Origin of the sequence: Sphingobium cupriresistens LL01 (assembly GCF_001046645.1) — a bacterium.
GTDB classification, from domain to species: Bacteria; Pseudomonadota; Alphaproteobacteria; order Sphingomonadales; family Sphingomonadaceae; genus Sphingobium; species Sphingobium cupriresistens.
Genome location: NZ_KQ130435.1, coordinates 355081 through 368172, shown reverse-complemented (window position 1 = coordinate 368172; position 13092 = coordinate 355081). Strand labels below are relative to the sequence as shown.

Annotated in this window: 11 protein-coding genes; 8 read left to right on the top strand and 3 right to left on the bottom strand. The window is 64.5% G+C overall.

Features of this window, described 5'->3' with window-relative positions; all coding sequences use genetic code 11:
* Window positions 1-65 precede the first annotated feature (65 nt).
* From V473_RS14845 to V473_RS14835, 3 genes are read left to right on the top strand one after another with little or no spacing between them, the layout of a single operon-like run.
* Entirely contained in the window at window positions 66-1184 is a 1119-nt protein-coding gene (locus V473_RS14845; protein ID WP_066606507.1) for a Ppx/GppA phosphatase family protein, read from the top strand.
* The gene (locus tag V473_RS14840) at window positions 1181-1885 is read left to right on the top strand and encodes an RlmE family RNA methyltransferase (RefSeq protein ID WP_066606504.1); all 705 of its coding nucleotides are present in this window, start codon (window positions 1181-1183) and stop codon (window positions 1883-1885) included. Before V473_RS14845 ends, V473_RS14840 begins: the two co-directional genes overlap by 4 nt.
* Before the next feature lie 43 nt (window positions 1886-1928).
* Window positions 1929-3437: a YifB family Mg chelatase-like AAA ATPase gene (locus tag V473_RS14835; RefSeq protein ID WP_066606502.1), complete on the top strand. Its 1509-nt coding sequence runs from the start codon at window positions 1929-1931 to the stop codon at window positions 3435-3437.
* Between the two features lie 185 nt (window positions 3438-3622).
* Here V473_RS14835 and V473_RS14830 read toward each other — a convergent pair whose 3' ends face one another.
* The 3 genes from V473_RS14830 to V473_RS14820 all read right to left on the bottom strand — a co-directional run bounded on the left by V473_RS14830 (window position 3623) and on the right by V473_RS14820 (window position 7621).
* On the bottom strand, window positions 3623-4006 hold the full coding sequence (locus V473_RS14830) for a bactofilin family protein (protein ID WP_201785528.1): 384 nt from the start codon (window positions 4004-4006) through the stop codon (window positions 3623-3625).
* The gene (locus V473_RS14825; RefSeq protein ID WP_244884430.1) at window positions 3987-5168 is read right to left on the bottom strand and encodes a M23 family metallopeptidase; all 1182 of its coding nucleotides are present in this window, start codon (window positions 5166-5168) and stop codon (window positions 3987-3989) included. Before V473_RS14825 ends, V473_RS14830 begins: the two co-directional genes overlap by 20 nt.
* A 158-nt stretch (window positions 5169-5326) precedes the next feature.
* The gene (locus V473_RS14820; protein WP_066606498.1) at window positions 5327-7621 is read right to left on the bottom strand and encodes a putative bifunctional diguanylate cyclase/phosphodiesterase; all 2295 of its coding nucleotides are present in this window, start codon (window positions 7619-7621) and stop codon (window positions 5327-5329) included.
* Between the two features lie 352 nt (window positions 7622-7973).
* On the opposite strand from V473_RS14820, the gene rpsL reads away from it, so the two are divergent.
* From rpsL to rpsJ, 5 genes are all read left to right on the top strand, one after another.
* Window positions 7974-8345, top strand: coding sequence for a 30S ribosomal protein S12 (rpsL, locus tag V473_RS14815; RefSeq protein ID WP_004208728.1), 372 nt, complete (start codon window positions 7974-7976; stop codon window positions 8343-8345).
* 15 nt (window positions 8346-8360) lie between these two features.
* Window positions 8361-8831, top strand: coding sequence for a 30S ribosomal protein S7 (gene rpsG, locus V473_RS14810; RefSeq protein WP_066606496.1), 471 nt, complete (start codon window positions 8361-8363; stop codon window positions 8829-8831).
* Window positions 8832-8993: 162 nt separating this feature from the next.
* Entirely contained in the window at window positions 8994-11066 is a 2073-nt protein-coding gene (gene fusA / locus V473_RS14805; RefSeq protein WP_066606494.1) for an elongation factor G, read from the top strand.
* A gap of 137 nt (window positions 11067-11203) precedes the next feature.
* On the top strand, window positions 11204-12394 hold the full coding sequence (gene tuf / locus V473_RS14800) for an elongation factor Tu (protein ID WP_066606490.1): 1191 nt from the start codon (window positions 11204-11206) through the stop codon (window positions 12392-12394).
* Window positions 12395-12603: 209 nt separating this feature from the next.
* Window positions 12604-12912, top strand: a complete 309-nt coding sequence (gene rpsJ, locus V473_RS14795) for a 30S ribosomal protein S10 (protein ID WP_007686587.1) — start codon at window positions 12604-12606, stop codon at window positions 12910-12912.
* Window positions 12913-13092 lie beyond the last annotated feature (180 nt).

The window sequence follows — 13092 nt, the reverse complement described above, 5'->3', positions numbered from 1 at the left end:
CTTAAGCATGAGGGCAAGTTCCGGTCGCCCTTTGGCGGCTGGCGATTATAGAAGCGAGTTACGGCATGGTGCAGCAGAGCCGCCCATCGCCGCAGAGTTCCGGCCCGACCGGCCGTTATGCGGGCAAGCGCGCCCGCCCCGGTCCGGGCGATGGGAGCAAGGCTGCGGCCATTCCGCCCCCGTCGACGCAACGGGGTTTTCCGCTCCATGGCGGACGTGAGCGGCGGTCCTATGCCGCCATCGACCTGGGCACCAATAATTGTCGCCTGTTGATCGCCAAGCCGTCCGCCGACGGCTTCATCGTTATCGACGCCTTTTCGCGCATCGTCCGGCTGGGCGAGGGGCTGGCCGCGACCGGCCGGATCAGCGATGCGGCGATCGACCGGGCGATCGCGGCGCTGTCCGTCTGCGCCGACAAGCTGCGCCGCCGCCATGTGACGTTGGCGCGATCGGTCGCGACCGAAGCCTGTCGCCGGGCGGCGAACGGGGCGGAGTTCATCCAGCGCGTCTATCGCGAAACCGGCATCGCGCTCGACATCATCAGCGCGCAGGAAGAAGCGCGGCTGGCGGTGCTGGGGTGCCATGCGTTGCTGGAGCCGGGCGAGGGACCAGCGCTGATCTTCGACATCGGGGGCGGATCGACCGAGTTGGTGCTGGTCGATGCCCATGGCGATGGCGCGCCGCATATCGTCGATTGGGTGAGCGCGCCCTGGGGCGTGGTGTCGCTGACCGAGAGCGAGGCGTTCGAGCATGATGATCCGGCGCAGCGGCGTGCGGCCTATGACCGGATGCGTGCGCGGGTGAGCGAGGCCTTTTCGCCGCTGGCCCGGCGGCTGCCGCAGGGGGCGGAGGATATTCGCCTGCTCGGCACGTCGGGCACGGTGACGACGCTGGCCAGCCTGCACCTCAACCTGCCGCGTTACGACCGGCAGGCGATCGACGGGCTGATCGTGCCGTGCGAATCGATGCGCGCCATTTCGGAGCGGCTGTCGACCATGGCGCTGGCGGAGCGGCAGAAGCTGCCCTGCATCGGCACCGAGCGCGCCGACCTGGTGGTGGCGGGCTGCGCCATATTGGAATCGATCCTCGACATATGGCCCGCCGCGCGACTGGGCGTGGCCGACCGGGGGATTCGCGAAGGCATATTGCGCGGGTTGATGGACCGCGACGGGAGAGTGATGTGAGGGGCGCTGGCGCAGGCAGGGTGCGGGTGAAGACCGCCAAGGGGCGCACGGCGCAATCCGTGCGCTGGCTGGAGCGGCATCTGAACGATCCCTATGTCAAAAAGGCCAAGGCGGAAGGGTGGCGCAGCCGCGCCGCGTTCAAGCTGATCGAACTGGACGAGAAATTCCATTTCGTGAAGGGATCGAAGGCGGTCGTAGATTTGGGCGTTGCGCCGGGCGGCTGGGCGCAGGTGGTGCGCAAGCTGGCGCCGAAAGCTGCGGTGGTGGGCATCGACCTGTTGCCGGTCGATCCGATTGCGGGCGTGACGCTGTTCGAAATGGATTTCATGGACGACAAGGCGCCGCAGATGCTGTGTGATGCGCTGGGCGATGCGCCGGACCTGGTGATTTCCGACATGGCGGCCAATACGGTCGGCCATGCCGCGACCGACCATCTGCGCACCATGGGGCTGGTGGAAGCTGCGGCCTGGTTCGCGGTGGAAAATCTGCGCAAGGGCGGGACGTTCGTCGCCAAGGTGTTTGCGGGCGGGACCGATGGCGAGTTGCTGGTGCTGCTGAAGAAGAATTTCACGACGATCAAGCATGCCAAGCCGCCGGCCAGCCGCAAGGGCAGCGTCGAATGGTATGTGGTGGCGCAGGGGTTCAAGGGGCGACCCGACGAGCCTGTGCGGGATCGGACCGGGGAGCCGGTAGAGGAATAGTGCGGCAATAGACTGGCGGGGCAGCGGGAAAAGGCGGGGGCATTTGGTCGCAACGGTATCGACGGTCGCCTATCTGGGGTTGGAGGCGCGCGCCGTGGAGGTGCAGTGCCAGCTAGTGCCGGGCCTGCCCAATTTCATCCTGGTCGGCCTGCCCGACAAGGCGGTGGCGGAGAGCCGCGAGCGGGTGCGCAACGCGATCGCCGCGATCGGGCTGTCATTGCCGCCCAAGCGGATCACGGTGAACCTGTCGCCCGCCGATCTGCCCAAGGAGGGATCGCATTTCGACCTGCCGATCGCGCTGGCTTTGCTGGGCGCGATGGGGGTGATCGATGCCGAAACGCTGGCGGGCTATGTGGTGGTCGGCGAACTGGGGCTGGACGGGCGGACCGCGCCGTCGCCCGGCGTGCTGCTGGCGGCGCTCCATGCGGGCAGCCAGGAGATGGGACTGGTTTGTCCGGTCGCGCAGGGAGCCGAAGCGGCCTGGGCCGGGGAAGTGGAGGTCGTCGCCGCGCCGGATTTGCTGGGTTTGCTCAATCATTTCAAGGGGACGTCGGCGCTGTCGGCGCCGCAGCCGGGCGTCGTGGATGCGCCGGTGCGGGGCGCGGATCTGAAACAGGTCAAGGGGCAGGAGGTCGCCAAGCGCGCGCTGGAGATCGCGGCGGCGGGCGGCCATAATCTGCTGATGGTCGGGCCGCCGGGCGCGGGTAAATCGCTGATGGCGAGTTGCCTGCCGGGGATATTGCCCGACATGACGCCGTCCGAGGCGCTGGAAAGTTCGATGGTGGCGAGCGTCGCCGGCACGCTGGAGGGCGGGCGGATCAGCCGGGCGCGGCCGTTCCGCAATCCGCACCATAGCGCGTCGATGGCGGCTTTGGTCGGCGGCGGATTGAAGGCGCGGCCGGGCGAGGTCAGCATGGCGCATCTGGGCGTGCTGTTCCTGGACGAATTGCCGGAGTTCCAACGGACCGTGCTCGATTCGCTGCGCCAGCCGCTGGAGACGGGCGAGGTCACGGTGGCGCGGGCCAATGCGCATGTGACTTTCCCCGCGCGGGTGCAGTTGATTGCGGCGATGAACCCGTGCCGCTGCGGGCATCTGGGCGATCCGGCGCTGGCCTGCTCGCGCGCGCCGCGCTGCGCGGCGGATTATCAGGCCAAGGTGTCGGGGCCGTTATTGGATCGCATCGACCTGCATGTCGAGGTGCAGGCGGTGACGGCCGCCGATCTGGTGCTGCCGCCGCCCGCCGAAGGATCGGCCGAAGTGGCGGCGCGGGTCGCGGCGGCGCGGCGCGTGCAGACCGCGCGCTATGCCGGGACCAAGGTGCGGACCAATGCCGAGGTGGATGGCGAGCGGCTGGAGGACGTCGCCGGGCCGGACGAGCCGGGGCGGCAATTGCTGGCGCAGGCGGCTGCGGCGATGAAGCTGTCGGCGCGGGGCTATACCCGCGTGCTGCGTGTGGCGCGCACGATCGCCGATCTGGCCGGGTCCGAGCAGGTTGGGCGGGTGCATGTGGCGGAGGCGCTGAGCTATCGGCGCAGGGTGCCGGTGAATTGAGGATGTGCTTGTGGCCGCAATCGACCGGAAGCTGACCTTGGCCGACCCTTGCAATCCGTCGCCCTGAGCGAAGTCGAAGGGCCACACTGAGCATCGGCGAAGTGCCTTCACTGCGTTCAGGCGAGGACTTCGACTTCGCTCAGCCCGAACGGAAGGAGGTGACCCTCTTGTTATCACCGTGGGCCTTACCCCGCGCTGTCGTTGGCGATCAGCTTCAATTCGGCGGTCGGGGCGTCGCTGTCCCTGGGGCGGAAGCGGCCTTCGATGCGGCTGCCCGGCTCGATCGTGATGCGTTCATAGACGACGTCGCCGGTTATCCGGGCGCTGCTTTCCACCACCAGTTCGCCAGCGGCGATCGAGCCGTCGACCAGGCCCGCGAGGCGCGCGCTTTGCGCCGTCACATGGCCGGTGATGCGGCTGTCCGGTCCCTGCACCAGCGCGGCGCAGCTTATGTCGCCCTCGATGGTGCCATCGACATGCAGGTCGACCGACGCGGCGAGATTGCCGGTGATCGTCACGTCGCTGCCGATCAGCGAGAAGGGCGTGTGCTTAGCTCCGGTCGCGGACATCGGCGAAACGGGCCGTGGCGATTTGCTGGACTTGGAGAACATCTTTGCGGGCCTCCAGAAAAGGGCGGGGATTGACGGCCTGGCCGTTCAGGCGGACTTCGAAATGGAGATGGGTGCCGGTCGATCGGCCGGTCGATCCCATGCGGCCGACCGTGTCGCCGCGCGCGACCTTTTGCCCCACATGGGCAGCGAAGCCGGAGAGGTGGGCGTAGCGGGTCATGATGCCATTGCCATGTTCGACCTCGACCACATTGCCATAGCCCTGACGCTGGCCGACATAGCTGACCTTCCCATCGGCAGCGGCGGTGATCGGCTGGCCGTAGCGGCCGGGAAAGTCGAGGCCGGCATGGAAGGCGGCATGGCCGTTGAAGGGATCGCGGCGATAACCGTAGGAGCTGGTCAGCATCGGCGCGGCGGTGGGCTGACCCGACGGGATGGTGAGCAGGCTGCGTTCCAGAAACTCCATCCGCGACATGGCGTCGGCGAGGGTTTCCAGTTCGTTCGTCAGCGCGCCTTTGTCGCCCTTCCACGGAACGAAGGGGCCACCTTGGGCGCGGGCGGCGCTGCGCGCGAGATGGTCGGGGTTGAGGCCGAAGCTGCGGATCGCGGCGGCGGCCTTGTCCGCGCGGCGTTCGACCGCGGCGGTCAGCAGGGTGGCGAATTGCCGCTGGCGCGCTTCCAGCCGGACCAGCGGGGCGGCTTCGGGCGCCAGGCTGATCTTGGCGGTCAGCGCGTCGGATTTATCGGCTTTGGTCGGGGCGGCCATGTCGCTGCCGGGCGCCTTGTCGTCCTGGTCGCCGAAATGCGTCTTGTAGAGATCGTCCATGAAGTCCTGACGGGCTTCCAGATCCTGCGCCAGATCCTGAACCGACTTGCGATAGCCTTCGACCTTGGTGGCGGCGGTGGCGACCGAGCGGCCCTGTTGCGCCAGCGCGGCGCGTTCCTGCGCGATCGATGCGCTGCCGGCCAGCATCGAGAGGGTCATGCCGCCCCAGCCGAGCAGCGCGACGGACGCCACGCCGATCGCGGCCAGCTGCGCGCGGCGGGAAATGCGGACGAACTTCACCTGGCCGCCGGACCGGAGAAAAATCTCCCGCTCAGGGCACAGGGCGAGCAGCCGTTCCCGGAGGGGAGCGATCCCCTTCTTCTTGTGATGCAACAATGCGACCCCGACTCTTTTTAGTGAGGGGGCCGGTAGCAAAGCTCCGCCTTTTCCGCGAATCCGTCGTTGCGGAGTCGTGACGAGTCGAGCGCTGAATGCGGCGAAATGATCGATCGGACCTTTTGTTCCCTATGCCGAACGATCTTTTGCAGATTATTTCAGCTTCGATGGGACTGATCCTGCTGGCCGAGCATGGCTTCCACATCTGCGGCGGGGATGGCGGCGCTGAAATGAAAGCCCTGGGCCATGTGACAGCCGCCCGCGCGCAGATAATCCAGTTGCTGCCGGTTCTCGACCCCCTCCGCCACGGTGCGGATGCCCAGGCTGTAGGCCAGGTTCAGCACGGTGCGGACGATGGCGGCGTCGTCCGGGTCGGTTTCGAGGTCGCGAACGAAGCGCTGGTCGATCTTGATGACATCGATCGGGAATTGCTTGAGGTGCGAGAGGGACGCATAGCCGGTGCCGAAATCATCGAGCGCGATGGCGACGCCCGCTTCGCTCAAGCGCTGGAGCAGGCGGCCGACCCGGTCGGCATTGCGCCCCAGAAACACCGATTCGGTCACTTCCAGTTCGATGATCGACGGCGGCAGGTCGGCGTCCGTCAGACGGCGGAGCAGGCGGTCGGCGAAATCATCGTCATTGAGGTCGGCGCCCGACACGTTGAAGGCGACATGGCCGAAGGGCAGGCCAGCGTCGCGCCAGCGGCGGCAGTCGGCCAGGATGCCGTCGATCATCTGCGCGGTGATGGCGGGGCCAAGTTCGGGATGTTCGAAGGCGGCGGCGATGTCGCCGGGCATGATGGTCGCGCCCGTCGCGGTGGGGCAGCGGAACAGCGCCTCGAACCCGACCGGCGCGCCGGTGGCGAGGTCGATCTTGGGCTGATACCAGGGGCAGGGGCGTTCCTGCGCCAGCAGGTGGCGCGCCCGGTCGAGCATGGTCGCTTCCCGCTCCCAATTGACGAGCAGCGTCGGTTCGAACAGGGTGGCGCGGCCGCGGCCGCTATTCTTGGCATGATAGAGGGCGATGTCGGCATGTTTGATCAAGGCGGTGACATCGCCGCCATGGTCGGGGAACAGCGCCACGCCAATGCTGACCCGCGCCTCGATCGGCCGACCGCGAAAGCTGAGCGGGGGATGGAGATGTTCGGTGATGCGCGCCAATATGGGCGCCAGCGCGTCGACGTCGGGCAGGCGCGTCAGCAGCACCGCAAATTCGTCGCCGCCCATGCGCGCGACCAGGTCGCCCGGCCGCAGCGCCGCGCGCAGGCGATCGGCCACGGCGCAGAGCAGCGCGTCGCCCGCATCATGGCCGGCGGTATCGTTGACCCGCTTGAATTCATCCAGATCGATCAGCAAAATCGCCGATTGGGCCGAATCCACCAGTCGGCTGGCCGGGCCGCTCGTCGCCTGGGTCACGGCAGCCATGAAATGGGCGCGGTTGGCAAGGCCAGTCAGTGCGTCGGTCATGGCCAGCCGCTCGAGATGTTGTTCGGCTTCCTTGCGTTCGGTGATGTCCACGACGCTGGTCACGATGCAGGGCGTGTCGTCGACGACGATCGGGCGCGAGGACAGCAATGTGTCGCGAATCTGTCCGTCCGCCCGGCGCAGGCGGCATTCGAAATTGTCGACGCGCTCTTCCCGCTGCAACATCCCGAACAGCAGGTTGCGGATCGGCAGGTCGACATAGGTCTGCTCCACATGCGCAAGCGGGATGTCGCTGCCGGCGGCAAAGGCGTCCTGCGCGGCCTGGTTCAGGCGCAGGATGCTGCCGTCGCGCCGGGTGACGAGCAGGGGGATGGGCACGGCCATGAACATCCGCTCCAGCGCGTCGAGGCTGTTGGCCAGCGCCGCCTGCGCCACCTGCGCCAGTCGGCCGGCGGTCCATTCCTGCCGTTGCAGCCGGTTGTGCCGGGTGATGGCCATCCACATGCCGCAATGCAGGATCAGCATCGCCAGGATCATGCCGATCGCTGTCTGACTATGCGGCGCAGGGGCAAGATAGCCGGTCAGCATCGCGACCGCGCAGGCGAGGCCGCCGCCGGCATTGCCGCGGAAGCTGGTGGGCACGACGAGGTAGAAGACGAGCGGCAGCATGACCAGCACGAAGAGGGCAATGTCGCTGCGCGAACTGACGAGCAGCGCTACGCCGATGGCGGTGATCCCCTGCCACAGGAAGCAGAGTCGCTCCAGCGCGGAGAAGCTGCGGGTGTAGCGCCACAGAGCGAGGCACAGCAGCGATCCGGCGACCACGGCGAGGCGGGCGGGAATGGCGACCCAGAAATGGGGGGTGCCGGCAAAGCGCCAGTCGCTGATCAGGAAGATGGCGTTCAGCAGCGCCGACAGGGCGAACAAGGTTCTGGCATGGCGGCGGGTTTCGGGGAGTCGTTCGGCCTGGAACGCCGATTCCCGGTCGGGATCGCGAAACTCGCCGGTTAAAGGGGATAATATCGTCACGTCGCGTCCAGGCTCAGCGGGTTGTCATCATAGGACTGTTAAGGTTATCAATTTACTAAGTGCCTGAAAAAGCGTGTACCTGAAAAGCGCCGATCGCCGCCGACGCTGCTCGCTTGACCGGCCGGACGTCGATGGCTATAGGCGCGGCTGCCCAGCGGCCTTGCCGTGCGAAGACTCGTCTCCTCGCGTCATATCAACTGGGCGACACTAGAGCTGAACATTGCCGGGTGCTCTTGCGGCTCCAGGGGGCTTATGCCCACCGGGGCCTTTGCCGTTTGGACGAATCATTCCTCCAGGCGGTGCGAGACGCGGGGATGCCCAGGTAAAGTAACTGAAAAAGGTGAAGGGCTTCATGCCAACAATCAATCAGCTGGTCCGCAAGGGCCGCGAGCTGCAGAAGACCAAGAGCAAGGTCCCTGCAATGGATGCAAACCCGCAAAAGCGCGGCGTTTGCACCCGCGTCTATACGACGACCCCGAAGAAGCCGAACTCGGCGCTTCGCAAGGTGGCCAAGGTTCGCCTGGTCAACCAGCGCGAAGTCATCACCTATATTCCGGGTGAAGGCCATAACCTGCAGGAGCACAGCGTCGTGCTGATCCGCGGCGGCCGTGTGCGAGATCTTCCGGGCGTGCGCTATCACGTTCTTCGCGGCGTTCTGGATACCCAGGGCGTCAAGGATCGCAAGCAGAGCCGTTCGAAGTACGGCGCGAAGCGTCCGAAGTAAGGGGAGAACAATAATATGTCACGTCGTCGTCGCCCCGAAAAGCGCATCATCCTGCCCGATCCCAAATATGGCGATCAGGTTCTGTCCAAGTTCATGAACTCCATCATGCAGGACGGCAAGAAAGCCGTTGCTGAATCGATCGTTTATGGCGCCCTCGAAACCGTCGAGGCCCGCGCCAAGAAGGATCCGATCGGCATGTTCCATGACGCGCTGAACAACATCAAGCCCGGCATCGAGGTCCGCAGCCGCCGCGTCGGCGGCGCCACCTATCAGGTGCCTGTCGAAGTCCGCCCGGAGCGGTCGCAGGCCCTGGCCATCCGCTGGCTGATCACCGCTGCGCGCAATCGCAGCGAGACCACCATGGCCGCTCGCCTGTCGGGCGAGTTGATGGATGCCGCCAACAACCGCGGCAATGCGGTCAAGAAGCGCGAAGACACGCACCGCATGGCGGAAGCGAACCGCGCTTTCTCGCACTATCGCTGGTAAAAATGATCAACGGAACAGGCGCCTTGCGGTGTCTGTCCCGTTTTTCGCTCTAAAAATCCATCCGTTCGTCGTGGGCCTACCCATGGCGGACGGATTGGTTTAGGGGCACGCCCAGATCTAACGAATCCCCAACCGCCGGCGCGCCGGCAACGGAGAAGCATCATGGCCCGCAGCCATCCGCTCGAGAAATATCGCAACTTCGGTATCATGGCGCATATCGACGCCGGCAAGACCACCACGACCGAGCGCATCCTTTACTATACCGGCAAGTCCTACAAGATCGGCGAAGTCCATGACGGCGCCGCGACCATGGACTGGATGGAGCAGGAGCAGGAGCGTGGCATCACCATCACGTCGGCTGCGACGACCTGCATCTGGAACGACCACCGCCTGAACATCATCGATACCCCTGGCCACGTCGATTTCACCATCGAAGTCGAGCGTTCGCTGCGCGTGCTGGACGGCGCGGTCGCCGCGTTCGACGGCGTCGCCGGCGTTGAGCCGCAGTCGGAAACCGTGTGGCGCCAGGCGGACAAGTATAAGGTTCCGCGGATGTGCTTCATCAACAAGCTCGACCGCACCGGCGCCAATTTCTATTATTGCGTGCAGACGATCATCGATCGCCTGGGCGCAACCCCGGCCGTTCTCTATCTCCCCATCGGCGCGGAGAGCGAGTTCAAGGGCCTGGTCGATCTGGTCGAGGACCGCGCCATCATCTGGAAGGATGAGAATCTGGGCGCCGAATTCTCCTATGAAGAGATTCCGGCCGACCTCGCCGACAAGGCCGCCGAATATCGCGAAAAGCTGATCGAACTCGCCGTCGAACAGGACGACGAGGCGATGGAAGCCTATCTCGAAGGCAATCTGCCCGACACCGCGACGCTGAAGGCGCTGATCCGCAAGGGCACGCTGAACCAGTCGTTCGTGCCGGTGCTGTGCGGCTCGGCGTTCAAGAACAAGGGCGTTCAGCCCCTGCTCGACGCGGTCGTGGACTATCTGCCTTCGCCGCTGGACATCGAAGACGTGCAGGGCATCAATCCCGACACCGACGAGCCGGATAGCCGCGCGACGGCGGACGACGCGCCTTTCTCCGGCCTGGCGTTCAAGATCATGAACGATCCGTTCGTAGGCTCGCTGACCTTCCTGCGCGTCTATTCGGGCACCCTGACCAAGGGCACCTATCTGAACTCGGTCAAGGACAAGAAGGAAAAGATCGGTCGTATGCTGTTGATGCATGCGAACAGCCGTGAAGACATTGATGCGGCCTATGCCGGCGATATCGTCGCGCTGGCCGGCATGAAGGAAACCACGACCGGGGACACGCTGTGCGCCGAGCGCAAGCCGATCATCCTGGAGCGAATGGAATTCCCTGAGCCGGTCATCGAACTGTCGGTCGAACCCAAGACCAAGGCCGACCAGGAAAAGATGGGCGTCGCGCTCAACCGCCTGGCCGCCGAAGATCCGTCCTTCCGCGTGTCGACCGACCACGAATCGGGTCAGACCATCATCAAGGGCATGGGCGAGCTTCACCTCGAAATCCTGGTCGACCGCATGAAGCGCGAGTTCAAGGTCGAGGCGAACGTCGGTGCGCCGCAGGTGGCCTATCGCGAATATCTCAAGAAGGCCGTCGACGTCGATTATACCCACAAGAAGCAGTCGGGCGGCACCGGCCAGTTCGGCCGCATCAAGGTGAAGGTCACGCCGGGCGAGCGCGGTGCGGGCATCATCTTCAAGGATGAGATCAAGGGCGGTAATATTCCCAAGGAATATATCCCGGCGATCGAAAAGGGTATGCGCGAAACCGCAGCGACCGGTTCGCTGATCGGCTTCCCGATCATCGATTTTGAGATCAACCTGTATGACGGCGCCTATCATGACGTCGATTCGTCGGCGCTGGCGTTCGAAATCACCGGTCGCGCCGCGATGCGCGAAGTCGCGCAGAAATCGGGCATCACGCTGCTCGAACCGGTCATGAAGGTCGAAGTCGTCACCCCGGAAGAATATCTGGGCGACGTCATCGGTGACATGAACAGCCGTCGCGGTCAGATCCAGGGCACCGATACGCGCGGCAACGCGCAGATCGTGGAAGCGATGGTGCCGCTGGCCAACATGTTCGGCTATGTGAATTCGCTACGTTCGTTCACCCAAGGGCGTGCGAACTATTCGATGACCTTCTCGCATTATGACGAAGTGCCGCAGAATGTGGCGGATGAAGTCAAGGCGAAGATGGCCTGATGACTTTCCCATGCCGAGCCGTGCGAACGGCTCGGTTAGGGGCTGGTAATCTGTAAATTTGCTGCTATGGACGCGCCTTCGCGAGGCGCGGCCGAGCGGTCAGACCCAAGCTGATTTTGATTAGAAGGTAGGATAAAATGGCTAAGGCTAAGTTTGAGCGGAACAAGCCGCACTGCAACATCGGAACCATCGGTCACGTCGACCATGGCAAGACCTCGCTGACCGCAGCGATCACGAAGGTTCTGGCCGAAACCGGCGGCGCGACCTTCACCTCGTACGACAATATCGACAAGGCGCCCGAAGAGCGCGAGCGCGGCATCACCATTTCGACCGCCCACGTCGAATATGAAACTGAAGCCCGCCACTATGCGCATGTCGATTGCCCTGGTCACGCTGACTATGTGAAGAACATGATCACCGGCGCCGCCCAGATGGATGGCGCGATCCTGGTCGTGTCGGCCACCGACGGCCCGATGCCCCAGACCCGTGAGCACATCCTGCTCGCCCGTCAGGTCGGCGTTCCCCAGTTGGTCGTGTTCATGAACAAGGTCGATCTGGTCGACGACGCCGAAATTCTTGAGCTGGTCGAGCTGGAAATCCGCGAACTGCTCAGCAGCTACGATTTCGACGGCGACAACATCCCCGTCATCCCCGGTTCGGCCGTCGCCGCGCTGCAGGATAAGACCCCGGAAATCGGCCATGACGCCGTTCTGGCTCTGATGGCTGCCGTCGATAGCTGGATTCCGCAGCCTGAGCGTCCGGTCGACAAGCCGTTCCTGATGCCGATCGAAGACGTGTTCTCGATTTCCGGTCGCGGCACCGTCGTCACCGGCCGCGTCGAAACCGGCATCATCAAGGTTGGTGAAGAAGTCGAGATCGTCGGCCTCAAGGACACCACCAAGACGACCGTGACCGGCGTGGAAATGTTCCGCAAGCTGCTCGACGAAGGTCGTGCTGGCGACAATATCGGCGCCCTGGTGCGTGGCACGAAGCGTGAAGACGTGGAGCGTGGTCAGGTTCTGGCGAAGCCGGGCACCATCACCCCGCACACCGAGTTCGACGCCGAAGTGTACGTCCTGTCGAAGGAAGAAGGCGGCCGTCACACCCCGTTCTTCGCCAACTATCGCCCTCAGTTCTATTTCCGCACGACGGACGTGACCGGCGAAGTGATCCTTCCCGAAGGCACCGAGATGGTCATGCCTGGCGATAACGTGAAGCTCGGCGTCAAGCTGATCGCTCCGATCGCGATGGATGCCGGTCTGCGCTTCGCGATTCGCGAAGGCGGCCGCACCGTCGGCGCAGGGGTTGTCGGAACGATCTCGAAGTAATATAGGACCGCAGCGGCGCGAATCGCCTGATTCGCGCTGCTCGGAATTTTAACCGCCCCGGATCGCCTTTCTCCGGCTCGCAAGAGCTAGAAGGGTAATATACGGGGCGGATATTTTTTGGTTGGCGCATTTTCACAAATCATCGGCTGCTCCGGCTGATTTTTGAAAATGCTCTGAGTTTTTGGCTCTTTCGCATCGGTACAGGAACTATGGACAGCAACATCCGCATTCGTCTCAAGGCGTTCGATCATCGCGTGCTTGACCAGGCGACCGGCGACATCGCCGACACCGCCCGCCGCACCGGCGCCCTTATCCGCGGTCCGATTCCCCTTCCGACGCGCATCGAAAAGTTCACGGTCAATCGTGGCCCGCACATCGACAAGAAGTCGCGCGAGCAGTTCGAGGTCCGCACTTACAAGCGTATGCTTGACATTGTGCAGCCGACGCCGCAGACGGTCGACGCGCTGATGAAGCTGGACCTGGCTGCCGGCGTGAACGTCGAGATCAAGCTGGCCTAAGCCGGCAAGTCCCTGCTCTCCGTAAGGTGGGCAGGGTATCGGGTATTCCGGGAAACCGGAAGCTCAAACGACACAAGGGATACCGCACAGAGCTGGGCAACCAGAGGGTCTGTGGTTCTGGTCCCCCGTCGCCGTTCCTGAGAAGGAGTGGCATCCAACCCGGACGGGGTGATCTGCACA